Raw genomic sequence first — 24,493 nt, 5'->3', positions numbered from 1 at the left:
CACGCTCTCGGCTTCGCTCGAGCAGGGGAGATCCCACTTCTCGGCGTGCCGGCCGATATCTCGCGTACGGGACGTACGCGGGATATCGGCCGGTCCGGCCGGAGTGCGTGCCAGGCGGCGCGGGCCAGGCGGGACTTTCCGGACACAGCCTCAGGGCATGCGGGCATGGGCGAGCGGTTCAATGGCCCGGAGTGTGCGAGCCGGGCGGGGACACCTCGGTGCGGGTGCGCGGGGGTCAGGTATTCATCAGGCACCCTGCACGGACATCCGCAGGCCGCCGCGCACCCGGAGCGAGAGCATCGGCTCGGGCACCACGGACGCGCCCTTCGGCAGCACCAGGCGCAGTTCACGCATGACCATCGCGACCACGAAGACCGCCTCCATCATTCCGAGGTGGTTCCCCACGCAGAAGCGCGGTCCGGCGCCGAACGGAATGTACGCGTAGCGGGGACGCTGCGCGCGCCGCTGCCGGTCGAAGCGTTCCGGATCGAAGCGTTCGGGCTGCTCCCAGAACGCGGGATGACGGTGCAGCGTGTAGGGACACACCACTACGTCGGCACCGGCCGGAATGTCGTAACCGGCGATGACATCAGGGCCCTGGGCGATCCGGGAGAGCATCCACACCGGCGGGTAGAGCCGCATGGTCTCCTCCACGACCATCGTCGTGTACGTCAGCTGCTGCAGGTCTCCGAACTCCGGCAGCCGGTCGCCGAGCACGCGCCGGGCCTCGTCGCGCAGTCGTTCGCCCACCTCGGGATTCTGATCGATGAGATGGAAGGCCCAGCTGAGGGTGCTGGCCGTGGTCTCGTGGCCGGCCAGCAGCAAGGTGACCAGTTCGTCGCGCAATCGGCGCCGCGCCACCCGCGGGTCCTGTTCGGCGTGCACGGATTCGAGCAGCCGGGAGAGCACGTCGTCCGTGTCTCCACCGGAGCGCGACGCGCGGTGCGCCGCCAGCTGTTCGGTCACCTTCTGCAGCCGGGCGCGGGCGGCGCGGAAACGGAGCTGCTGGGGCAGTGGCAGGAACTGCGGGACCGCCCCGAGGGTGACGACCTCGAACATCGCCTGGTCCTGTACGGCCTCGAAGTCGTGGCCGAGGGAGGCGTGACCGCTGAGGTCCTCGTCGAGCAGGGTGCGCCCGAGCACTCCCAGGGTCAGCTCGGTCATCTCGGCGGTGACGTCCACCGGCCCGGTCCCGGTTCTGGCGCGCAGCCGGCCGACCATCCGCTCCGCCTCCTCGGCCACGACCGCGGCCTGGGCCGCGATCCGCTTGGCCTGGAAGGCGGGCTGGATCACCCTGCGCTGTTCCCGCCACAGCTCGCCCTCGCTCGTCAGCAGTCCGTCGCCGAGAGCCCGGCGGGCCTGGTGCAGGCCGATGCCCTTGTGGTAGTTCCCCGGGTTGTCGGCGAGCACGTACTTGGCATAGTCGGGGTGGTTGAAGAAGTAGAGCGTCTTGGGGCCGATGGCGACCCGCACGGCATCACCGTAGCCGTCTGCGGCCGTGCGCATGAGCGCGAGCCGGTCGCGCAGCAGCATGTTGAGCAGCTTGAAGGTGGCGAGTCGGGAGGGGCCGGGCGGGCGCCGCCGATTGCCGGTCGCTTGTGCCTGGGTGGCGGTCACTCTGCTCGGTCCTCCGCGCCTGCGGCGACCCGCCCGGCGATCCGGCAGCGCCAGACCTCGTAGGCCGGCGTGCCCGCGTCCCCGGCGGAGGGACCGGGCTGCGACTCCTGGCAGACGTTCATGGCCTGCTCGGGGGTGATGCCGCACAGTACCTCGGTGGCCAGCTCGGTGTGTTCGTTGCCCAGCCCCGCCTCGAGGCGCGCGGTGGCGGCGAACGCGGAACCCTGGGCGACCCATTCCCGGTGCTTTCCGGCCCGCTCCCGGAAGAGCTGCAGTTCCGCCTTGCCGACGCCTCCGGCGTACGTGGCGGCCAGTGCGGCCCCCGCGTACAGGTCGGCGTGCCGTTCCTCGGAGAACGAATCGAGCAGCGCGGTGATCCGCTCGACGTCCGTCCCGCCGACGAACCATATGGCGCGGCCGATCCCTTGGTCGATGACCCTGTTGGCGTACGGGGACCGCTTGGCGCCGGGCCAGGCGAAGTCGGGGTCCTGGTACTGCCCGCGCACGTACTGGTCGGTGCGGAAGTACGCCTGGTGGAAGCCGTAGCCGTCGAGCACGAGCCAGCGCAGCAACGGGTCGGCGGTGTACATCCGGGACCAGCGGAACCGCGGCACCCGTGCCATGGCCCAGCCCACGCCCACATAGGCCATGTACGCGTGTTTCGAGGCCTTGCCGCACAGGAAGCGCTCCACGTGCCGGCTGCCGCCGATCGGCAGCCCGTCGCGCACCGCCATCCCCATGGCGGCCCCCTCGTACGCGAACCCCCTGAACTCCGGCGGTACGGTCTCGAGCCCGACCTCGGCATCCGCGGTCGAGGAGGCCGCGGCAGCGTAGGAGTAGCCGGTCAGGAAGGACTCACCGACCGTTTCGAGCCGTTCGCGTGCCTCGGGACTCTTCACGTGGAATCCGCGGGTGGACAGCTTCGTCTCGTTCATGCTCGGGGTCAGCAGGCGGCTGCGGAGCCGGCCGAACTGATTCGCCATTTCTACTCCTCGTGGGAAGGGGCGACGACCGCGCTCAGCAAGTCCGCGCGGATGTTCCGGCGCCACAGCTCGTACTGCGGCACCGGGCCGGTGCCGGTGCGCTCGACCTCGGTGCGGTCAGCCAGGTCCACAGCCTCCTCGATGCCCCGTCCGGTCAGCTCGAACGAGGCAGTGACCGTGTGGTCGGGCACGAACTCCGCGTAGTGCCTGGCCTTGACCGCGAAGACCGCGCCGACCCCGAGGTCCGCGGCGTAGCCGGCTCGGGCGGCCGAGTCCCGCAGGCCACCGAGCTCTTTGGCCGTCGCGCCGCCCGCGAAGGTCGCGGCGAGACCGACGCCGCTCCACAGGTCGGCCCGCCGGTCCTCGGTGAAACGCTCCACGGCCGCGGCCACCGCGGGGGGGCGGCCGCCGTGGATGAACCACAGCGCGCGTCCGATCCCCTGGTCCACGGCTCGCGGGAAGTACTCTGGATGCCCGTCCCAGGGGTACGGCGCGGGCCGGTACTGCCTGTCGACCCACCGCGCCGTGTCGAAGTACGCGCGGTCGAAGCCGTACCCGTCGACGGCCAGCCAGCTCATCGTGGGGTGGAAGGGGATTTCGCTGAGATCGGGCAGTACCTTGCGCCACAGCGGACGAGGCAACCGCGCCATGGCGAAGCCGATACCGATATAGGCCAGGAAGAAGTGCGGACGGCCGGAGCCGAGAATCAGCTCCCTGGTCCGGTGCCCGCGCATGGCGTCGCGCACGGTGAACGCCATGGCGGCCCCCTCGTACGCGAATCCCCGCATCTCGGGTTCGACCATCGCCAGCCGCTGTTCGACCTCCGCGATCCCGCGGGTCTCGATGCCCCATTCGAAGCCGACGACCACCGACTGGGGGATCATCTCCAGCCGCGCCGTGGCCGGAGTCGGGGTGACGGCGAATTTCCGGCCGGCGAAACTGACCGAGTGCAGCGAAGGGGCCAGCACAAGCTTACGCAGCGCACCGAGTGGTGTGGCCATCTGGCAGCTCTCCCTTGACTGTCGGTCTCCACGGTCCGGTCCGGGCCGACCGAATCCGCCTCGGACGCCCTTGTCGGGCATCATCGCCATCGTCCGGGCGGGCCGGCCACTTCCGGAGTGCGGCGTCGCCATCGTGCCGTGAGGGCCGGCGCCGCACTCGGCAGCGTCCCCGGCCGTGCCCACCGGCCTGGGCCGGTGGGCGTCAGGCGGAGAGCCGGTGGAAGCCGCCGCCGAAGTACAGCAGCGGGTCATCGCTCTCCGCGCGCCCGATGTCGAGCACCGAGCCCAGGAAGATCGAGTGGTCGCCGCCGTCGTGGACCGCGGCGAGACCACACTCCAGCCACGCCTGCGCACCGGTCAGGACAGGAGCTCCGGTGTGCTGTCCGGGCGTGGTGTCGACCGCATCGAACTCACGGGAACCTCGTGGCCTGGTACGGTCCGCGAAGTACTTGGCCACGTCCTTCTGAGCGCCTGAGAGGACCGAGACCGCGAAGGCCTTTTCCGTCAGGATGGCGTCGTGGAGGGCTGCCGTGCGCTTCACACACACCAGGATCAGCGGTGGTTCGAGCGAGACGGAGGTGAAGGAGTTCGCGGTCATGCCCTGGGGGGTGTCCCGGCCCGTGGTGAGGACGGTTACCCCCGTGGCGAAGCGTCCCAGGACACCGCGCAGTTCGCCGCCTACGCGATCCGTCCGCGGCGGGTCCGCCGCGGGCAGGGGGCCATGACGCGCGGTCAGCCGGTCGACAAATGTCATGTCCTGGCCCCGCTCGTCGTATCGATGAGGTGCCCGTGTTGCCCCGCCGCGTAGGGCGCCAGTGCGCTGCGCAGCGCCTCCGGCACCCTGGCCGGCCGGGTTTCCGTGTTCGGGCCGCGCATGCACGCAATCCGTTGCTGTCCCCGCGCCACGAGGTCTTCGGTCCCGTCCTGCCGCACACAGACGTAGTCGAAACTGAAGGCCACCTGGGTCTGGGTCAGGTCGTCGAGGCGCATACGGATCGACAGCTCGTCGAACGCCGTGATCTCCGCGAAGAACTCGCAGTCGACCTTGAGGGTGAACAGCTTCAGGTCGTCCTGGATGTCCGCGAGCACCTCGGACGCGTGGTCATGCAGGAACATCTCACGGCACCGCCCCTGCCATCGGAGGTAGTTGGCGTAGTAGACGTTGCCGACCAGGTTGGTCTCCTCGAAACCGACCATGTGGCGGTACTCATAGTACGGTTGCATCGTCAGTCGTTCCTCTCCACGGTCTGCGCCATGAGGGCGAAGACAACGGGATCGCCGACCCCTTCCAGGAACGTCGGGAAGGTCGCGATCCGGGCCGTGCCCGAGCGCAGCACCACCCAGTGCTTCTCCGCCCCGGGTGTGCTGTCGACCGTGAGTGCGGCGAGAGCGCGGCCGTTCTTGCGCAGGCACTCGACCGCGCTCCATACCCTGGTGGCCGCGACCGACAGCTCTTCGTCCTGCTCGGTGGCGATCAGCCGGGCGAGGGAGGTTCCCTCCGGCCCCAGCATCCCCTCCCATTCGTCGAGGGAACGGGGCTCGGCCGGCTGCACGTCGCAGGCCACCGGTACCTCGCCGGTCACTACGAAGGTCACCCCCGCGCCGTGCGAGGCGGAGACCTGCGGCCCGCCCGCGACCTCGGGCCTGCCGTCCGGACGATAGGCAACCACCGTCCGACGGCCCAGGGCCCAGCCGGTGGCCTCCGCCGTGGACTTACGGCGGGCGGCCAGTCCTGTCGCGGGTGCCTCGCCGTCGGGCCGCACGACGCAGCGCACGGCCTCGGGCAGGAGCCGCTCGGCGCGCCGCTCCAGGTACGAACCGAGCAGAGCGGGCTGCCAGGGCCCGGTTCCGTCCTGCTTGCGGACCGCCTGGAGAACCAGCCCCTCCCAGCGTTCGACCAGCGTGCCCTGCTCGTCGCGGACGTCGAGGTTGTAGACGTAGGTGTCCCCGGTGCGCGAGCGTTCCCGCGCGTGCAGCGTCACCTGCTTCTCACCGCGCGCGGCGGTGGGATCCATCAGGTGGAGGCGCTCGACGCTCACCGGGAGCAGCGTGGCGTCCGGCACGCAGCATTGGATCGAGTGCATCAGGGCGTCCCGCGTTCCCGGGTCGGCGAGTACGAGATCGGCGGGCAGATGCCGCGCGAACCAGGGGATCGTGGCCACGTCCGAGATCTCGGCGACACACTCCCGTGCGGCCAGCTGCCGGTAGCCGGCGAGGCGTTGGAAGCGCGGCCCCTGGAAGAGGACCGGTCCGTAGAGGTCCCGTGCGGGGTCCAGCGGGATCCGCGGTGCGTCGTCGGGGACGGGTGCGGGCCCGGTGTCCTCCGGCTCCGGGCGGTCGTAGCGGAGCGTGGCGCGGAAGTGGTCGGCCTGGAATCCGGTCTCGCTGCTGCGGATGACGGCCTTCACGGCCCCGACGCTCTCGGCCAGCACCGCGACCCTGATCGTGGTCTGTCCGTCCGGAGGTATGACGATCGGACGCAGGAACTCCACGTCCTCAAGCGTCGGTGCGCCCTCGAACCCGGTGAGAGCCGTGGCCGCCTGGGCCATGGCCTCCATGCCGAGGACCGCGGGGAACAGCAGGTCGCCGTCGAGCTCGTGGTCGGCCAGGTAGGGGTCGCCCGAGGCGCTCAGGTCGGAGTCGACGACCAGTTCGATGCCCGGATAGTGGGCTTGCGGGCGGTCGACGAAGCGCAGGAGCGGAAGGTCTGCGGTCTCGAGGGTCAGCGTGGGCAGGCCGCCGGCACGCCCCATCACGACCAGGGCGGACGGCGTCTGCGGCTCGGCGAGCAACTGCTTGAGCATGGCCACGCCGTCCTCGGTGGGGATCGGCTCGATCCCTTCTCGGACCAGCGACTCCAGCACGCCGAGCCGCTCGCCCATCCCGGCCCCGGACCATACGGACCACTCCAGAGCTATGCAGCGGCAGGCGGGGTAGTCGTCCTGGACGCGCTGGGTCAGTTCGGTGAGCCAGTCGTTGGCGGTGGCGTAGTCCCCCTCGCCGCGCAGGCCGGCCCGGCCGATGATGCTGCCGAATGTCAGGAGGAGACGCAGTGCGGCCGGATCCACCGCGGTGAGCACGTTCTCCAGTCCCGTGATCTTCGTGGCGAGGGTGCGGCGGAACGACGCCTCGTCCAGACTGGCGAGCGCGTGCGGTTCGTTGCGGCCCGCACCGTGGAGCACGGCGGTGACCGGCCCGAGTGCGGCGCGGATCTCGTCGACCGCCGCCTTGACCTCGTCGCCGGACGTGACGTCGGCGCTCACATAGCGGAAGTTGATACCCGCCGCGGTCATACGGCGGAGGTTGGCCCGCAGTTCCGGATCGGTGGCCGGGTCCGAACGGCCGAGCAGGCCGACACCGGCACCGGTACCCGTGGCGAGGGCGAGGGCGCATTCGGCGGTGATGCCCTTGCCCCCGCCGGTCACCAGCAGGACGTCCCCGGTGCCGAGCCCCTGCTCCGCCCCGGCGGCCGCGCCACGTTCATCAGCCGGGGAGGCGAGTGGCAGCACGCGGAGCACGGGCACGGTGCGGCGGTCGTCCACCCCGTAGCGGACCTCGCTGAACCCACGGGTCGCCGAGACATCGGTGACGACGCGGGCGCTCAGTTCCTGTGCGCGTTCCGCCGGCATCGCGTCCGGCAGGGGCAGGGTGACCACCGTGGTCGCGATGCCCGGTGCCTCCAGGTGCAGGGTCTTGGCCAGGCCCGCCGCACCTCGCCGGTCGCCGACCGCGACGAACCGGGAGGCGCCGGTGCGGGAGAGCGCGGCGCGAACAGCGGCGATCATGAGTGCCGTGTGGTTCTCGTCGCAGTCCCTGGGCAGGCACAGCAGCACGCCGCCGCCGAGCCCCGCACTGTTCAGCGCTTCGTGGAGCGCGGGCGCGAGCGGGTGCCGTTCGGGTGCGAACAGCTCCCAGTCCCCGTCGCCGGCGGACCCGGGTGCGGTCGCGGGGCCGGGCTCCGCCGGCACCAGGTCGATGGCGAAGGCCCGTACCCAGGGGGCCACTCCGTGGGGCACCTGGGGCTGTGCCGCATCGTCCTTGCCCGTCTCGTCCAGCCCGTCCAGCAGTTCCGCGAGCTCGGCCAGCGTGGAGGTGGCGAACGCCGTGGTCACCATGGGCGCGGTGATGCCGAGTTCCTGGGCGGCGCGGTTCATGACCTGCGCCACGGTGATGGAGCTCAAGTGCAGCTCGTCGAGTGGGTTGCTGTGCGGGGTGACCGCCTCCAGGGGCAGTTCGGCACGCTCCGCTGCGAGGCGCAGGACCACCGAGAGGCTGTCGCGGCCCTCGGCCCCGGCGCCTGCCGTGATCTCGTCCGCCGGAGCGGGGACAGGCGGGGCGTCCAAGCGCACGTCGGCGAAAGGCAGATCGACCTCGGGAGTCGACTCGCACGGGCTGGCGAAGAAGCGGAATTCCTTGTCCAGGGGCAGCGGCCGGGTGAAGCGGTCCTGGAACAGCTCGGCGTGCCGCAGGCGTGCGCCGAGGGCGTACGCGGCCGCGGTCGCGGTCAGCAGTCCGGACAGAGACGTGCTGTCCGCGTCGAGCGAGACGACGGGCACGCCGGGGGCGATGTCCGCGACCAGGCCCCGCAGGATCTTCCCCGGGCCGACCTCGAGCAGGAGGTCCACCTCGGTGGACAGGGTCTGGACGGCCTCGGCGAAGCGCACCGGTTCCAGCACCTGCCGGGTCAGCAGCTCCGGCACATCGGTGCCGGCCGTGACCTCGTCGGCCGTCACCGTGGAGATCATGCGGCGGGCGGGCGGGGTGAACTCCTGCGTACCCAGGTAGACCCCGAACGCTTCGGCTGCGGGGGCGACGGCCTCGGAGTGGAACGCGTGCGAGACGTTGATCGCCGCGGTGCCCAGTCCCCGGGCGGAGGCGGCGGCGCAGACTCGCCGGACGGCCTCCACCGGCCCGGAGATCACGGTCTGTCCGGGACCGTTGTAGCCGGCGACCACGACCGGTTCCCCGGCCAGCAGCGGTACGACGTCGTCGGCGGAAGCGGCGATGCCCGCCATGCCCCCGCCGCCCGCACTCGCCTCCGCCATGAGCCGGCCGCGCTCCGCGGCGATCCGCAGCACCGAGGCTTCGTCCGTCGCTCCCGCCCAGTGCAGGGCGGTGACCTCACCGAGGCTGTGTCCGGCCGCGGCCACCGCCTCGATACCCAGGGTGGAAAGCACCCGCAGGGCGGCGAGGGAGGAGGTGACGATCCGCGGCTGCGCCACTGCGGTGTCGACGAGGTCGCCGTCGGTGGGCAGCGGGTGCGCACCGTACAGCTCGTCGACGGAGGCGAAGCGCCGGCGTAGCGCACCGCCGTCGCCGCGTCGGCCGGCGCCCTGGCCGGGGAAGAGGAACCCGATGCGGGCATGTGGCGTCGCGCTGCCCAGGAACACTCCTCCCTCGATGTCGAGCGCCGACCGTGCTCCGCCGTCCAGCAGGTTGAGCAGCTTGGTGAAGCGCTGCTCCACCTGTTCCGGAGTGGCCCCGACGACGGCGGCCCGGATCGGCCGCCCGTCGAGGTCGCTCTGCAGCGTCGCGGCGAGGTCGCCGAGTTCCGCGAAGGACAGTCTTGGAACGAAGGCGGCCAGGTGGGTGACCTTGCCGCGCAGTTCGGCCATCGTCCCGGCGTCGAGCAGCAGCAGCTCCACGTCCTGCCGGGACCGTACGAGCTGCCGGGTGACTCGGCCGACGGCCTCCTTGCGCACTCCGTCGGCGTGTTCGACCACGACGTGCGCGTTGATGCCGCCGAACCCCATGGAGGAGACACCCGCACGGATGGGGGCATCTCCGGGCCACAGCTCCGCGTCGCTGGGTACGCGCAGGGCCGGCCGGTCGCCGGTGAGTTCGGGATGCGGGTCCACATGACTGGTCGCGGGCGGGATGACCTGGTGGCGTACGGCGAGGATGGCCTTGATGAGTCCGGCGACCCCTGCCGCCGCCTTGGTGTGCCCGAAGTTGCCCTTCACCGTGCTGATGGCGGCGGCCGCCGTGTCCGGGTCGGCGGCCCGGCGTGATTCCGAGAAGGCGCGCAGCTCGGTGGCGTCGCCCACGGCGGTACCGGTGCCGTGACCTTCGAAGTAGCCGACCGTTTCGATGCCGAACCCGGCTGCGGCGTAGGCGCGCTGCAGGGCGAGCCGGTGTCCGCTGGCCTCGGGCCGGGTGATCCCGCCGCGGCCGTCGGAGGAGTAGCCCCAGCCGGCGACGCTCGCATACCGGAACTTGCCCTGTGCGACAGCGTCCTGGTCGCGCATGAGCACGAGCATGCCGCAGCCCTCACCGGGCCAGAAGCCGTTGGATCCGCGGTCGTAGACGCGCATCTCACCGGTGGCGAGAGCACCCGTCTTGGCGAAGCCGATCACCTCGAAGGGGTCGATGCTGAGGTCCACCCCGCCGACGACGGCGACGTCGAGCCGTCCGGCGGTCAGGGCGTCGCACGCGGTGGCGACGGAGAGCAGGGACGAGGAGCAGGCCCCGTCCACGGTGAACCCGCCGCCCTTGAGGTCGAAGTGGTTGCAGATCCGTCCGGCGATGGTGTTGGCGAGACCGCCGGCCAGGGAGTCCTCACCTATCGGCGGGAAGGGGCGCTTGTAGCGTTCCTCGAGCTCCTCCAGGAACTTGGCCAGAGCGGCGTCGTCCCAGCCCTGCTCGCGCAGTGCCGCTCCGACGGTGCGGCGCACATAGGGCCAGCGCAGCCGCATCAGGTTGGCCCTGCTGAACTCGCCGGTGAGGGTGTTGCCGATGATGACCCCGGTGCTGAGGTCGTCGAGGCCCTCCCCGAAGGGGAACCCTGCGTCCTCGAGGGCCCGCGCGGCGGTGTCGAGCGCGAGCCAGTGCGTCATGTCGGTGGCGCGGAAGGTACTGCCCGCGACCCGGTACTTGACCCGGTCGAACTCGAAGCCGTCGAGGACCGCGGCCTTGTTCGAGTAGAAGCGGTCCGGAGCCGCGGGGTCGGGCGAGTAGTAGTCCTCGGCGCGCATGCGCTCGTCCGGCAGCCGGCGGAAGGCCCGCCGGCCGGCCAGGACGTTCTGCCACAGTTGCTCGTGGGTGTCCGCGTCGGGGTAGCGGCAGGCAATGCCGACGACGGCAATCCCGGCGGGTTTGGCAGGGGAGGGGGACGTCATGCGGCCACCGCCTCGATCGTGGTCTTGTCGCCGAGCTCCGGGCTGGAGCCCCTGGCGTGATCGCCCCCGGACGTCCCCGACGTCTTCCGGCGCTGGACGAAGTGGGCCACCCACCAGCCGATGCCACGCAGTGCGCAGACCACGGTGGTGGCGAAGAAGAGGGTGTAGACGACGTTGAAGAGCATCATGATCCCGTAGACGACGGCGACCGACGCCCCGAAGACGAACTGATTGCGCCCCTTGGTGGGGGTCGTGCCCGGGTCACTGATCATGTAGTTGGTGAACAGGACGAAGGCCACACCGCTCATCGGCCCGAGCGCGGAGGCCAGAGCCACGTCCCAGAACCAGTGACGGATCAGGGCCTGGATCACGAAGCCGCCGAGCCAGCCGACGATCAGTGCGGTCCGCTTCGTGAGCGCCGTGTTGATGATCGTTCCGGCGGTGACGATGATCAGCGGAATCGCCACCCGGAAGAACGTGTCGGCGTTCTCGGTGAACTCGTAGGGCGGAGCGATGCTCACCCATGATCCGAAGCAGACCAGCGCGAGGGTGATCCCGAAGTTGGACGGGTTCATGTAGTGCCGCATGCGGCCCGCGATGGGGGCCTGCAGCACGTGCTTGCCCGCGACACCCACGAACACCCCGAAGAGCACGGGCAGGATCTGGTTGTTCGCGTACAGCAGCATGTTCACGGCCAGTGCCGTGATGTGGGAAGGCAGGAGGAACTCGTAGACTCCGCGGAATCCCCTGCCCTGGAAGCGCGGCGAGCGCCGCTGGGCCCAGGCACTCAGCAGTTCGAGGACGATTTCGGTGGTGTAGCCGGTGACGACCGCAAGGAAGGGCCACAACCACGGCTGCTCGAAGCCGAGCACGCTGTATCCGATGATGTTGAACACGGACATCGAGATGGCGAAGTTGCGCAGCGCGAGGTAGCGCGGGTCGGGCTTGGCCGACGGTGCGGAACCGGCTGGTGAAGAGGCGACGTCGGTCATCGGTTGGCAACCTCCTGCGCGGTGTCGGTCAGCATGAACGTGTGGGTGCCGGGGGTGAGCTTCTGGGTGGTGCTGTGCCTTTCGCCGTCCGCGTCCCGCCACGACAGTTCCACCATCGCCGGCCCCTGGTGCGAGCCGAGTCCGAAGTGCACGTCGAAGCTGCGGAATCCGCTGTGGCCGCCGCCCCCGTCGAGCTGGGAGACCTGGGTGCCGGCAGGCGTGGTGACCTTGACGGTGGCGCCGTAGGCGGGCGCGCCGGTGTTCGCGATGCCCTTGCCCGTGTCCTCGCCGGAGCCGGTGGCAGGCCGGTACAGGCGCAGGCCGAGGTACTGCCCCTTCTCGGGTGCCTGGTTGGCGTAGAAGGCCGGCGGGCCCCACTGTCGCGCGACGGCGAAGTCGAGGGCGCCGGTCCCGGTGGTGTCGCCGGTGGCGAGCGCCCTGGTGGGGATCTCCACGTCCAGTCCCAGCTGCTTGGACACGTTGGCGTATTTCCCGCTCTCGGTTTTCGCGTAGAAGCCGAGTATGTCGTCGCCTGCGATGTCGTCACCGGGCTGGACGTTGGGCCACATGGCCGGGTTGGACAGCAGGTTGTCGTTGGTCATGGCCATCTCCTGCAGCCAGGGCCAGCGGTCGATCTTGCCCTTCACGAAACCGGTGGCCTGCAGGATCGACAGCTCCCCGTTGTTGAGGAAGTCGGCCATCTTGGTGTCCCAGCCCCAGCCGGTCCAGGCGACGCCGTGCTCTTGTGCCTCCTGGGTGAAGGGCGCCTCGCCGGCGGCCAGCTTGCGGGCCATCTCGGCCTCGTTGCCGGCGTTGTTCATCCAGAGGAAGTTGCTCTCCTCCAGGCCCCAGGCGGCGGTGATGTTGCTGACCATCATGTCGAAGCGGCCGTTGTGGTCGACGTCGGCGAAGTCGACGCCCATGCCCTTGAACGAGCCCTTGCCGAGCACGAAGGACTTGGGCGTGGTCGGCGTGCGCTTCCCGGTGGCCTCGGTGAACTTGATGTGCCCCGGGGTGGACCGGTTGTAGAGCAGGTGGTCATGGCCGAAGTCTTCGGCGATGTACATCTCGGGCAGGTCGTCGCCGGTCAGGTCGGCCCCGGCGATCGCGAGCGTCCAGCCGGTGGACGCGCCGTAGGGGATGGCGCCCTTCTCCTCGACGAAGGAGATGGTGGGTTCGTCGCCGGTGCTCGCATCCGTCCAGCGCAGGACATGGTCGCCGCCGGCGTTCTTCGAGTTCGACAGCGAGTCGTTCATGCCCACGTTGTCGAGACCGTCCGGGTCGAGCACGTCGGAGTCCCGGAAGTAGTTCCCCACGACGACGGACGGGTGTCCGCTGCCGTCCAGGTCGCCGACGTAGAGCGCGTCGGTGTTCCAGCGAGGACCGTGGTACGCGCCGTCGGTGCTCTGCGCCGGCACCACCTCGCGGGGCACGTACGCGTCCGGCGACAGGGTGGTCGCATTCTCCTTGGCCATGAAGACGATGGGGGTGCGGCCCCAGTAGGAGACCATCAGGTCCATCCTGCCGTCACCGTTGAAGTCGCCCGGAGCACAGCCGGTGGGCGCCATGGCGTCGTCCATCGGAAGCGGGGCCGCGTCGAGGACGAACGGGGTGAACCGGTCCTCCTTCACGGCGGTCGGCGTGTACGTCACGACGACCTGGTCGGTACGGGTGTCGACGATGCACATTCCGTCGGCCTTCCCGTTGCCGACCAAGTCGTTGACCGCGATACCGGCGCCCACCGACGAGATCCAGGACCGTATCTTCTGATAGGCCGGATTTACCTTGCGAACCGAATTCATAGGTTGCGAGTTGTAGCCAGGCGGCAGCGCGATGGGCATTTCCTGGAACTTGTACTCGGCGGCGGACTGATCACCACCGTCCACGGCGACGGAACTCCGGACCGAAATGAACAGGGACGCGGCCACCAGCACGGTCACCACACCTGGCGTCATTCTGCGAAACCGTTCACGTTGATTCATCGCACTCCCCCTCACTTACCACAAAGAGCTGGACGGCTGTCCGGCTTGGGTTCGCGTTCCGAGAATGAGTGACGACAGCTCGCACTGCCTCTCCGATATTGCTTGAAGCAGGCGGCACCCCGGCGGACTACTCGATGTCGAGGGAAGACAGCACTCTCGAAGGAGGCTCCGTCGATGGCCGGGCCGGCCCCGGAGGAGGGCCGCTCAGCTCCTCCGTACCGCCGCAATGCCTCCTCAGCGCGGCGGTCACCGTGTCCCGGTCCGCACCGACGCTCACGAGGAGACCGGTCATCTGGGCTTCGAAACAGACGTCCGCGTCGTACGGCTCGACCAGGTAGTCCCCGAGTTCGAGGGTCACGAGACCGTGCAGCGCGACCCACATCTGATGGGCCACGAGGTACTCGTCACCGGTGTCCAGCCTGCCCAGCTCCATGCCGCGCTCCACCGCCCGCACGAGGACGTTCAGTGTGTAGCGGCCGTGCTGACGGTCCTCCGTGGTCAGCGAGAAACCACCGAGGCTCGCACCGCCGAACATCACACCGTAGAGGTGGCGGTGCTCCAGCGCGTTGCACCGGTAGGCCGCCCCGAGGGCGCAAATGTCCGCGACCGGGTCCGACGACTCCCCCACCTCTCCCAGATGTCGGTCGAGCAGTCGGAAACCTTCCTGGACCATGGCTCTGACCAGATCGTTCTTCCCCCCGAAATGCGTGTACACCGCCGTCGTGGAGGTACCCACCGCCGCGGCCAGACGGCGTGTCGACAGTGCGGCGGGTCCCTCCTCGGCAAGCAACTGTGCGGCGGCTTCCAGGAGTTGTACGCCAAGAGCTGGGTTCGCTGTCCGTGGGCTCACCGTTGACATCCTGTCATGTCGATGCGATCCTGACGTAACGATGTTACGTAACAGTGATTTCGTGAGGATGGACAGCAATGCCCACTCATCACCAGAACAGCACATCACATCTACTGAGTACCGGTTATCAGCCGGTGAGTGAAGAGGTGACCCTCCCCTTCCCGGCAGTGCGCGGGCAACTGCCCACCGAGCTCGACGGCACCTTTCTGCGGATCGGCCCCAACGCGCTGGGCGGCCACGACCCGGCCCGCGATCATTCCTTCGCCGGCGACGCGATGGTGCACGGCCTGCGTGTGCGCGACGGCCGGGCGGAGTGGTACCGCAATCGCTGGGTGCGCACGGACCGGGTGGCACGTGCCCTCGGTGAGCTCCCCACGCCCGGACCGCGCCTCGGCCTGTCGGACAACACCAACTGCGGCCTCGTCCGGCACGCCGGGCACACGTTCGCGCTCGGCGATGGCGGAGCACTGCCGACACGGCTCGGCGACCGGCTCGAGACGCTCGACCGGGTCGACTTCGACGGCACCCTCCCCGGCGGCTTCAGCGCCCACCCCGTCGTTGATCCGCTCACCCAGGAGATGCACGCGGTGACGTACGAGCCGGGCCGCCCCGGCGTGGACCACCTGACGCTGGACGCGTCCGGCCGGGTACGGCGATGCGAGAACATCACGGTGAAGGGCACCCCGATGATGCACGCCTTCTCACTGACGGACCGGGAAGCGATCATCTACGACCTGCCGGTCACCTACAGCGCCCGGGAGGCGGCCGCGGGCTCGCGCGTCCCCTACACGTGGGACGACAGCCATGGCGCCCGCCTCGGCGTGCTGCCCCGGGAGGGCAAGGACGCCGATGTGCGGTGGATGGACATCGCACCCTGCTTCGTCTTCCATCCGGTCAACGCGTACGGGCGGGGCCGCCACATCATCATCGACGTCATCCGCCACGAGCGCGCCTTCGATCGCGACCCCCTGCATCCCAGCGAGTCCTCGCCCACCCTGTGGCGCTGGACCGTCGACCGGACCAGCGCCACCGTGACCGAAGCCCAACTATGCAGTCAGGTCCAGGAGTTCCCCCGTATCGACGACCGGTACACGGGTTCCCCCTACCGCTACGCCTTCACGGTTGCTCTGCACCCCGGGCAGGGCGCCGCACTCGCCGGGCCCGCCCTGCTTCGCCATGACCTCGTGACCGGCCGTGTCGACAGACACGACTTCGGACCGGGGCGCGAAGGCGGCGAAGCAGTGTTCGTGCCCCGCTCCGCCGACGCCCCCGAGGCGGACGGCTATCTGCTCAGTGTCGTCTACGACACCGCGACCCAGTGCAGCGACCTCGTCGTCATCGACACCGCAGACTTCACCGGGTCACCGGTCGCGGCCGTCGGCCTGCCGGTGCGCATCCCGCACGGCCTCCACGCACAGTGGAAGGCCGGTGGCTGACAACGCAGCACACCGCCGCCGCCCACGGTAGGTGAGGCACCCGGAGGCGCCCATCCACTCCCACGGAATACCGGTCCCCGCCTCCTGGGAACGGTCAGCAGGCGTCGGCCATGAGGGCCCGGTTGCGGCAGTCGAACTCCGGCAGCGCGAAGAGCACCGGCAGGTCGAAGACACTGCTGTGACGCAGGGTGATGTCGAGCTCGATGACCTCCTCGGACCGGACGGTGATCGAAGGGCAGGTCCCTATGAGCATGGGACGCTGCGCGCCGTACTCCGGGTCCGAGCCGTCCAGTCCGGCCACCCGGATGTACCAGGCTCCCTCCGGGAGGCCATGCAGCTGAAACCTCGGCCGCTCGGGTCCGAGAACGTCCCAGGAGACCGGTTGGCCCTCTGCGATCGGGCTGCCGAACGCCCCGACGTACACGTTGCGCAGAGGGACGACCCCGGACCTGTGCACGGTGCCGACCACGGTGCCGCAGCGCGGATCGGGCGTCGGCGCCTGGGGCGGCGGGCCGAAGTTCCTGAGCCGCGCGTGGTCACGGTAGCGCGTCGGCGCCAGCCCGACGCTGCGGGTGAATCTGGACGTGAAGCTGCCCGGGCTGTTGTAACCCACCTGGTACGAGATGTCCGTGACGCCCAGTTCGCTGTCGCGCAGCATCCACTTGGCCTGGTGCAGCCGGATCGCCGAGAGGAATCGGCCCGGGGAGGTGCCGGTCACCTGGCGGAACACACGGGAGAAATAGAATCTGCTGAGGAGCGCGGCGTCGGCGAGGTCGGACAACGACACCGGCTCGGTGTAATGGTTCCACATCGTCTCGATCGCACGGTGCACAGCGTCTTGCACGAGGCCTCCAGTGGGGGGTCAACCTGGGCAAAATCAGGATGCTGACGGACTACGACGAGGCGCCGGGGCGGCCGGAGGGGAAACGGGTCACAGACCCGCCGCCGACGGCTGTGACATATGCGCACCGCTCGCGGCCCGCACAGGCCGACGGCTCGCAGCCCCGGCCATGATGTCCGCGCTGCTGCCGGGCACGGCGATCAGCACCGGCGGATCCAGCAGGCTCGCCGGGCGAAGGACGATGTCGGCAGGCATCAGCAACACCCCGGGCCGGACCGTGATGGGCCCGTACCGTCCGACGGAAAGGTTCTCCGGGGCCCCCCGTCCGCGTCCGGCCAGGGCGGACGGGCTTCCATAGGGGACGGAGGCCGCCATCAGATGCCACGTGCCCGGCCTGACGTCGTGCAGTTCGAACGGGCCGGGCCCGTCCATGATGGTGCACTGAACGGGGTTGCCCTGCGGGATGGGGCTCGCGAAGAGCCCGACGAATACCTGGCCCAGGGGTCGGTCCGCGGGCAGCACGATCCGGCCTTGCACAGAGAGGGAGGACGCCGCACCGGAGCCGCCCGCACGTGGCGGCTGGGCGCTCACGCCGCGAAAGTCCCCGTCCAGTTCCCGGAATCGGCTCGGCGACAGACCGACACATTCCTTGAATCGTGAACTGAATGTCCCCACACTGCTGTACCCGACCTGAGCGCTGATATCTGCCACACTTCGGTCGGTGCCGACCAGAAGGCACTTCGCCTCCTGGATGCGGAGCGCGGACAAGAAGCGCCCCGGGGAAGTCCCGGTCACCTCCCTGAACATCCGGGAGAAGTGAAATTTACTGAATCGTGCAGTCCTCGCCAGGTCATCGGTGGTCAAGTCCTGATCAAGGCGGTCATGCATATATGTGATGACCTGGAGGATTGCCATCTCCATGGAGGCAGTGGTCATGAGGCACCCCTTCGAAGATTTCAACCGCGGGAACGGCCCGCGGGCACCGACTGGACCCTCGTCCTGTCCGACAGCTCCTCGGCAAAGCGCTGCCAGGCGTCCGAGCACTTCATTGCAATTTCCGCAACGGTCTCCGCGCAGTGCGGAGGGACGGTCTCGATGAGTTCTTTCCATGCCTCATCGGTGACGAAATGACCGTGGAGCCAGCGGAGGAAATCCCGCCCGGATTGAGAATTCCTGAGGGACGGGTTGTTGCTCAGGGTCCGCAATCGGTCCCGAGAGGTGCGCCCCATTGTGGGCCGGGCGGTGCACACCTGGGCGCCCCGAGCGGTGGGCGTCCGCGCCGGGACTATGCGCGGCTGAGCGCGGGAGGTCCGCTCCTCGTCCCGGCGCATGCCTTGAGTGGTGCCGAGTGACGACAGCACCGCCTCCTGGGGAACCGGCTTCAGCGGCCTCACGGGGGTGCCGGACGCGGGATCGGCGACCTGTCCGCACTCGGTAGCGGGGTCCGGAGCAGGCAACCTGCCGGCAGGGAGGTTCAGCTCCAGTGGACCGGCAGTCACACACCGGCGGACCTCGGTGACGGCTCCGACGTCGAGGCCCGTGTAGACGGCGATGCTCAGGTCGGACATGGCGGGGAAACCGGTGAGGATGCGGCGGACAGCCGCGCTGCGGTCGGCGAGTGACAGGAGCAGACCGTCAGCGATGTTCCGGGTGACCGACTGGATATATGCCTCGTCCTCGGATCCGTTGAAGAACTGGGAATCGACCGTATCCAGTCCGAGAATGACCGCCGCCCTGACGCGATGCATTCCGTCGATCACCCGCATGGACGGTCGGTGCACCAGTATCGGCGGTAGCGATGCATACACTTCGGCAAGGTGCTGCGCATGAGCTTCGTTGACCCCATTCAGTCGCGGAGAATCCGCGACTGAGAGGTCTTTCACGTATACGGGCTGGGTGAAGTAAGGCGGTTGGTCCCTCATTCTTGCAGCGATTCCCTTCACGGGTCCCTCCAAAACGAGTTGCCGGTCTATCACCACACCGGGCGGGCCTGATTGACACAGCGGGCAAGTCCCGATCCGAACGTACTCATTACCCAGTTCTCTGCAAGTGCTCGATGATCCGAAACGGAAACTCTGGCCGGTCCTTTCCGAACAAATCGGCAGGCCGACCGGCTCGGACCGGTTGTACGTCCGGCGCATCGGCCGCTATCCAAGTCCTGGAGCTCATGAAGATCTTTCTCCCCGTGACACCGGTCTCCACGCCACCGTTCCGACCGGCCGAAGCTAGAAGAACCGGATCACGTCTGGCAACGAATCGCGCTACTTCGGCTACTTGCCGTTGTGGCGGCATGCTGCGGTACGGCACGCCATGAGATGCGCATCCCCGTGCGGCAGACGCAGCCTTGGCCAAAGGCATGTGCCCGGGTCAGAATTTCCCGAGGCCGTGAAGAAGAGGACACCCATGCTTGACCCGCCGACCCGGGCCCGCGTCTTCATGGCGGGCCGTCCTCGGAACCGAGCAGCAACAGCCTTTTCAGCACTCGGACTTCGAGGCACCGGCAGGGTCGGCGTACATGTTCGGCCGGGGCGTCAGCCGGGTTGCCTTGAAGCTTCCCTCGGGGGGCGGCAACCGCGGCCTGACAGGAAAGCCGCTGCGAGCAACCGGTTGTCCGGGATCCGAACGCGGCGCCGGACCGCCCCGCGGACGGGGCGGTCCGGCCTCGGGATCAAGCTCCGTGCTCACCGTTCATGGTGGATTCCACCGGGAGCCAACTACCGGTCCTGCGGGCCGCGGAAAGCGCCGCCCAGGAAGCCAGCGCCACCAGGTCGGCGTCGTCCGGCCGGTCCTTTCGGTAGGCTCCGACGACCGTGGCGTCGATCTGGTACGAAGCGAACGCTACGAGCAGAGCGAGCCGGCCCGCCGGGCGGTCGGCCGGCGGCAGTTCGGCGAGCGGGGATTCCACCCAGCTACGGCTGAGCCCGCGCGGCAGGCCGTCCCAGACCTTGAGCTCCCTGTCAAGCAAGTCCATGACACTCGGGGCTACCACCTGCCGCGCCGCCCGGTCCACCGCGCCGGCGGCTCGGGCGAAGGCCTGCGCGATCGTCCCGTTCGACCGGGCCCAGGCGAGATCGGCCGGCACCGGCTCCCACGGCAGCAGATCCAGTGAGGCGCCGGCCTCGCCGATCCTCCGGCTCGACCCGCGAATGACATGGCTGAGCACACGCTGCACCATGCCGAGCCCGGCCCTCGGGGCGCTCGCCGGCATCGGCGCGTCCTCCAGGAAGGTGTTCACCATCCTGTTGAGGTATTGGAAGAGCACCGCCACACCGGCGTACTCGGGAGCCTCCTGCGAAGTGAACGGCACGTGCGGGCTCTCGCCCGCCCGCGGCCGCGTGGCCGCCGCCGTAGCCCAGAGCGCTGCCTCGCGCAGCCGTGTCTCGGCCGCCTCCGCGGGCCGCCCGGCGGCGATGGTCCGCGCGGCCTGGCCGCCGGCCAGGCCGCGCAGCGTGGCGCTGTGAACGGACACGCAGTACGGACACGCATTCACCGCCGAGACGGCCGCTGCCACCGCCTCCCGCACCGCGCGGTCCACCACGCCCGGGGCGATCAGCGTCTCCCGGAGCATCAGCCATGCGGCGGTCATCACCTCGGGGGCAGGAGAGTGCAGCACCACCGGCGGCGCCAGTACACCGAACTCCCGCTCCATCTGCCGGTACACCTGGGCGGTGAGCCCGTCCGCCTCGCCCGGCCGGACCGGGGTGACATGGTGGATCTGGGCGAGCGCGAGTCCGCGCATGGCGCGCGCGAAGACCGGGGTCACGCCGGTCACCCCAGGACCCTGCGAGCGGCCGCCGCCGTACCGCGCCGGGCCGCTCCCCCGCCGTCCGGTGCGGGCGCGCCGTAGCGGACCTCGACTCCGCGTTCACGCAGTGCGTGCACGATCCCGGGCACCGCCCGTTCGGCGAGTGCCGCGATGGTGAAGGCCGGGTTCACCGTCAGCGCCCCGGGTACGGCCGAACCGTCGGTGACGAAGATGCCAGGGTGCCCGCGCAGCTCGTGCCGGTCGTCGAGCGCCGAGGTCGCCGGGTCGTCGCCGATCCGGCACGACGAGAGCGGGTGCACGGTGTACGCCCCGATCACGTCGTTGGTCCATGGCATCACCCGGGACAGCCCGTTGTGCTCGAAGATCTGCCGCACCGCCGCGTCCGACACCTCCCAGCCGCGCAGCGTGTTCGCGGTGGGCCGGTAGCGCAGGGAGCCGAAGCCCAGCAACTGCTGCGAAAGGCGCTCCGAGTTGCCGGTCGGGGGCGGCGGACCGAACACCCCCTCGTTGTCGTCCTCCGACATGGTGAAGACCGTCAGCCAGGAGCGCCACTTACGCAGCATCTCCTTCTTCTCGGGCCCGTACCAGGTCGGGCCCTTCGCGTCCGGGACCTGCGCCAGTATGGTGCCGAAGCCTGGGGGGAAGTACAGCTGCTCCAGGGAGAATCGCTCGTACTCGGGCAGCTCCCCGTCGAGGCGGTCCCAGGACGCCACGACCGGGCCACGGCCGATCTGATAGGCGCCGTACGCGTTCGCTTCGTCGCGGGAGAGCCCGAGCAGCTCCCTGACCTTGTCCTCCTCGAGCACCGCGGTGTTGAGCCGTTCGCCGTTGCCGGAGAAGTAGCGGCCGACCGCGTGCGGCATCGGGCCGAGCTCGGCCTCGGAGCGCTGCAGGATCACAGGGGTGGCCGCGGTGCCGGCCGCGAGGATCACGACTTTCGCATCGATGGTGCCGGAGCCGGTCTGCTGCCGGTAGTCGACCTCGTGGATCGTGTTGTAGTGCACCCGGTAGCCGCCGGTGTCCAGCTTAGTGATCTTCTGCACCTCGTGCAGAGGCCTGATCTCGGCACCGTGCGAAAGGGCGGCGGGCAGGTAGTTGAGCAGCAGGGACCGCTTGGCGTCGAACCGGCAGCCGGACATCATCCAGTTGCAGTTGGTGCAGAGACTGGTGTCCACAGCGGACGGCGAGGGGTTCGCGGTGTGCCCGGCAGCCTTGCACGCGGCGGCGAAGACCCCGCCGATGTACGGCACCTCGTCCCACGAGGTAGGGGTGACCGGCAGGGCCTCGGCCACCCGGTCGTACCAGGGTTCGAGGGTGTCGCGGTCGATCTCGGCCGGCCACATCCGGCGGCCGAGGGATCCGTGCCGCTCGAAGGCGAAACGCGGGGCGCGCGGCATGGTGGCGAAATAGACGACGCTGCCGCCGCCCACACAGTTACCGCCCAGCACGCTCATCCCGTCGCCGACCACGAAGTCGAACACGCGGGTGGTCGAGGAGCCGAACTTGAAGTCGTGATCGAAGTCCTCGGCGTTCAGCCAGGGCCCGCGCTCCAGTACCGTCACCTTCGCGCCGCCGGCGGCGAGATGGTAGGCGGTGATCGAGCCGCCGAAGCCGCTGCCGACGATCAGGACGTCCGTGGATTCGGTGGCGTTCACACGGGGCTCCCAGTGGGGTCGGTGTCGGGGTGTGCGTCGGCCAGTTGCCGACCGTAGGAGTAGGCCGGGAAGCGCCACAGCCCGTCCTCGCCGGGCGGGGCGAAACCGAGGGTGGCCAGACCCGGGTGCCCGGCAGCGATGGCGTCCGCGGTGTGCAGGTGGGCGCCCGTGTCGAAGGCCATGAAACTGAACATCGCCAGGCCGGCCCACATCGCGTGCTCCGGGTGTTCGGGCGCGAGCAGCTCGCCGACCAGCGCCAGCCTTTCGTCGTAGCGGAGCCCGACGAAAGGCTCGCGATCGTCGGGGGGCAACCCTTGCTCGGTGCGGTACCGGGCGGCGTGTTCGTCGAGCATGCGGGCCAGGTCGTCGAGTGCCGGGGCCATCCCGCCCTCAGGCGTTTCGAGGACCTCGATCGCACCCGACGCCACCGCACCCCCGCCCGGGCTCACCCCGGCCACCGCACGGTCGTCCGGATGGCGCTTCTCACCGGGGATGATCGTGTCGGCGAAGGCCTCTAGGGTTGCGTTTCTCGACTCCGAGCGTTCCGGGTCTGGCATGGCGGACTCCCTCGGACGCGGCAAATGCCGTTTTGGCGGTCTGTGTCCGTGCGTTTGAGCTCGTGGGGCGTGGACGATTTTGGGCGGGTGCGGTGGTTCGCGCATCTTCGTGACTGCCGGTCGGTTCCACACGACGTGGCGATGATCCGCACCGGGCAACGGACGAGAAGACAGACCGCCGGTTCCGGCAACAGACTCGTTTCGCCCGCATCGACCGGCGTGTGCAGGAGCCCGTTTTCCCGGGAAGGACCGCTTATGACGAAATCATTCGACATATATGCAGATCTGGTAGCCGAGGGTGAGGAGATCGACGCGCTGCTCGACGGTCTGGACGAACAGCAGTGGCAGTCGCCCACACCCGCCCCGGGCTGGACCGTGGCTCACCAGGTCGCTCATCTCGCTTTCGTCTGCCATCTCGCCGCCACTTCCGCACGCGACCCGCAGCGGTTCGCGGAGTACGCGACGCAGGCCAAGAACGGCTTCCAGGAGGCGGTGGACGCTGCGCTCGCCCAGTTCCTCGCCGGGGGGCCTCAGGCGGCGAGGGCACGCTGGCGTGAGGAACTGGCCGCTTCCGTGGCCGGGCTCGCCGCGGTCGACCAGAAGGACACGGTGCCCTGGCTGGTCAACCCGCTGCCGCCGACGGTGCTGGCCGCGGCCGGCTTGATGGAGGTATTCGCACACGGTCAGGACATCGCGGACGCGCTCGGCGTGCGCCGGGTGTACACCGACCGGGTGGGACACCTGGCCTGGTTCGGTGTGCACACAAGGGACTTCGGCTACCACGCGCATGGACTGGTCCCGCCCAGCGAGGAGTTCCGATTCGAGTTGACCGCCCCCTCCGGCGCGACCACCTGGACCTTCGGGCCAGAGGATGCCGTCGACCGGGTCACAGGGCCGGCTGCCGACTTCGCGCTACTGGTTTCCCGTCGCCGCCACCACGCTGACCTCTCGGTGCGGGCCGAAGGAGCCGGGGCCGAGCAGTGGCTGGGCATCGCACAGGCCTACCGCGGACCGGGCGGAAACGGGCGGAAGCCGGGTCAGTTTGCGCGGTAGGGCGAGACCCGGCGCTCAGGCGACACCGCTGCGGATAGGTAGTACTCGATGACGTTGTCGGAACTCAGCAGCCGCAGCGGGGTGTCCATCGCGACGATCAAGTACTACCTCCGGGAAGGACTGCTGACCGAGGACAGCGCGCCACCACCACCCGCGCGGAGTACGACGAAGAGCACCTGCACCGCCTCCGGTTGATCCGGACACTCATCGATGTGCGTCAGATGTCGGTCGGTGCGGTCAAGAGGGTTCTCGGCGCCATGGCGAGGCAGCACGATCCGCACCGGATCTTCGGAATGCTGATCGACGGCGGGCCGGCTTCGCCGGATGGGCGTCACGAGCGGCAGAAGCGGGCAGCGCAAAAGGGAGAAGGGTCCGGGCGTCGCCGACTCGCGCAGACTGATCAGCGAAATGGGCTGGGACGTCGACCCCGGTACCGCCGCCGTCGAGAGCCTCGGCGATGTTCTGCATTCCCTGCCGGAGCTGGGTGCGGAGATCAACTGGCAGACGCTGCTGCCCTATGCGCGACTGGCCGCTCCTCCTGGAGCCGTTCGCTGCTCGCCCTGCGTCGCCTAGCCGAGGAGGACAGATCAGTCCGTCTGTCCAGCAGGAGCGTGGAGAATGGGGCACGTTGTCTCCTGACAG

At 69.4% G+C, this 24,493-nt stretch carries 18 protein-coding genes and 2 pseudogenes; 4 read left to right on the top strand and 16 right to left on the bottom strand.

Annotated elements, in window-relative coordinates; translation table 11 throughout:
* Window positions 1-246: 246 nt before the first annotated feature.
* From OG844_RS45790 to OG844_RS45750, 9 genes are all read right to left on the bottom strand, one after another.
* Window positions 247-1,617, bottom strand: a complete 1,371-nt coding sequence (locus OG844_RS45790) for a cytochrome P450 (protein WP_331734365.1) — start codon at window positions 1,615-1,617, stop codon at window positions 247-249.
* Entirely contained in the window at window positions 1,614-2,600 is a 987-nt protein-coding gene (locus OG844_RS45785; protein ID WP_331734364.1) for a DUF1702 family protein, read from the bottom strand. Before OG844_RS45785 ends, OG844_RS45790 begins: the two co-directional genes overlap by 4 nt.
* Window positions 2,601-2,602: 2 nt before the next feature.
* Window positions 2,603-3,601, bottom strand: a complete 999-nt coding sequence (locus tag OG844_RS45780; protein WP_331734363.1) for a DUF1702 family protein — start codon at window positions 3,599-3,601, stop codon at window positions 2,603-2,605.
* 202 nt (window positions 3,602-3,803) lie between these two features.
* Window positions 3,804-4,355: a flavin reductase family protein gene (locus tag OG844_RS45775; protein ID WP_331734360.1), complete on the bottom strand. Its 552-nt coding sequence runs from the start codon at window positions 4,353-4,355 to the stop codon at window positions 3,804-3,806.
* The gene (locus tag OG844_RS45770; RefSeq protein ID WP_331734358.1) at window positions 4,352-4,825 is read right to left on the bottom strand and encodes an acyl-CoA thioesterase; all 474 of its coding nucleotides are present in this window, start codon (window positions 4,823-4,825) and stop codon (window positions 4,352-4,354) included. Before OG844_RS45770 ends, OG844_RS45775 begins: the two co-directional genes overlap by 4 nt.
* 2 nt (window positions 4,826-4,827) lie before the next feature.
* On the bottom strand, window positions 4,828-10,719 hold the full coding sequence (locus OG844_RS45765) for a type I polyketide synthase (protein ID WP_331734355.1): 5,892 nt from the start codon (window positions 10,717-10,719) through the stop codon (window positions 4,828-4,830).
* Complete coding sequence (locus OG844_RS45760; protein WP_331734352.1) at window positions 10,716-11,711, bottom strand: enediyne biosynthesis protein; 996 nt, start codon at window positions 11,709-11,711, stop codon at window positions 10,716-10,718. The genes OG844_RS45765 and OG844_RS45760 overlap by 4 nt, the downstream gene beginning before the upstream one ends.
* On the bottom strand, window positions 11,708-13,666 hold the full coding sequence (locus OG844_RS45755) for a CRTAC1 family protein (protein WP_331734349.1): 1,959 nt from the start codon (window positions 13,664-13,666) through the stop codon (window positions 11,708-11,710). The genes OG844_RS45760 and OG844_RS45755 overlap by 4 nt, the downstream gene beginning before the upstream one ends.
* A gap of 154 nt (window positions 13,667-13,820) precedes the next feature.
* A complete protein-coding gene (locus OG844_RS45750) occupies window positions 13,821-14,543 on the bottom strand; it encodes a TetR/AcrR family transcriptional regulator (RefSeq protein ID WP_331734676.1) in 723 nt (240 codons plus the stop codon).
* Between the two features lie 77 nt (window positions 14,544-14,620).
* On the opposite strand from OG844_RS45750, the gene OG844_RS45745 reads away from it, so the two are divergent.
* A complete protein-coding gene (locus tag OG844_RS45745) occupies window positions 14,621-15,979 on the top strand; it encodes a carotenoid oxygenase family protein (protein WP_331734347.1) in 1,359 nt (452 codons plus the stop codon).
* Window positions 15,980-16,073: 94 nt separating this feature from the next.
* On the opposite strand, the gene OG844_RS45740 is transcribed toward OG844_RS45745, so the two are convergent.
* The 7 genes and pseudogenes from OG844_RS45740 to OG844_RS45710 form a co-directional block, all read right to left on the bottom strand.
* Window positions 16,074-16,823 carry a helix-turn-helix domain-containing protein gene (locus OG844_RS45740; protein ID WP_406396438.1) on the bottom strand — a complete coding sequence of 250 codons (750 nt, stop codon included), beginning with the start codon at window positions 16,821-16,823 and terminating at the stop codon, window positions 16,074-16,076.
* Between the two features lie 87 nt (window positions 16,824-16,910).
* On the bottom strand, window positions 16,911-17,411 hold the full coding sequence (locus OG844_RS45735; RefSeq protein WP_406396478.1) for a hypothetical protein: 501 nt from the start codon (window positions 17,409-17,411) through the stop codon (window positions 16,911-16,913).
* Window positions 17,412-17,483: 72 nt separating this feature from the next.
* A pseudogene (locus OG844_RS45730) lies at window positions 17,484-17,708 on the bottom strand (helix-turn-helix domain-containing protein); the annotation flags it as partial.
* 68 nt (window positions 17,709-17,776) lie between these two features.
* Window positions 17,777-18,763 carry a ParB/RepB/Spo0J family partition protein gene (locus OG844_RS45725; RefSeq protein WP_406396436.1) on the bottom strand — a complete coding sequence of 329 codons (987 nt, stop codon included), beginning with the start codon at window positions 18,761-18,763 and terminating at the stop codon, window positions 17,777-17,779.
* A 725-nt stretch (window positions 18,764-19,488) separates the two neighbouring features.
* Window positions 19,489-20,592 carry a carboxymuconolactone decarboxylase family protein gene (locus OG844_RS45720; RefSeq protein WP_331734336.1) on the bottom strand — a complete coding sequence of 368 codons (1,104 nt, stop codon included), beginning with the start codon at window positions 20,590-20,592 and terminating at the stop codon, window positions 19,489-19,491.
* On the bottom strand, window positions 20,589-22,241 hold the full coding sequence (locus OG844_RS45715) for a GMC family oxidoreductase (protein ID WP_331734334.1): 1,653 nt from the start codon (window positions 22,239-22,241) through the stop codon (window positions 20,589-20,591). The genes OG844_RS45720 and OG844_RS45715 overlap by 4 nt, the downstream gene beginning before the upstream one ends.
* Window positions 22,238-22,798 (bottom strand): DUF5987 family protein, encoded by a 561-nt coding sequence (locus OG844_RS45710; RefSeq protein WP_331734332.1) that lies wholly within the window; start codon window positions 22,796-22,798, stop codon window positions 22,238-22,240. Before OG844_RS45710 ends, OG844_RS45715 begins: the two co-directional genes overlap by 4 nt.
* A 255-nt stretch (window positions 22,799-23,053) precedes the next feature.
* On the opposite strand from OG844_RS45710, the gene OG844_RS45705 reads away from it, so the two are divergent.
* From OG844_RS45705 to OG844_RS45695, 3 genes and pseudogenes are all read left to right on the top strand, one after another.
* Window positions 23,054-23,851, top strand: coding sequence for a TIGR03084 family metal-binding protein (locus tag OG844_RS45705; protein ID WP_331734330.1), 798 nt, complete (start codon window positions 23,054-23,056; stop codon window positions 23,849-23,851).
* A 48-nt stretch (window positions 23,852-23,899) separates the two neighbouring features.
* Window positions 23,900-24,102: pseudogene (locus OG844_RS45700) on the top strand (MerR family transcriptional regulator); the annotation flags it as partial.
* Between the two features lie 73 nt (window positions 24,103-24,175).
* Complete coding sequence (locus tag OG844_RS45695) at window positions 24,176-24,424, top strand: hypothetical protein (RefSeq protein ID WP_331734691.1); 249 nt, start codon at window positions 24,176-24,178, stop codon at window positions 24,422-24,424.
* Window positions 24,425-24,493: the final 69 nt, after the last annotated feature.

Source organism: Streptomyces sp. NBC_00887, assembly GCF_045207585.1.
Note: the sequence above shows the minus strand (reverse complement) of the source record. Positions and strands in the feature narration are given on the sequence as shown.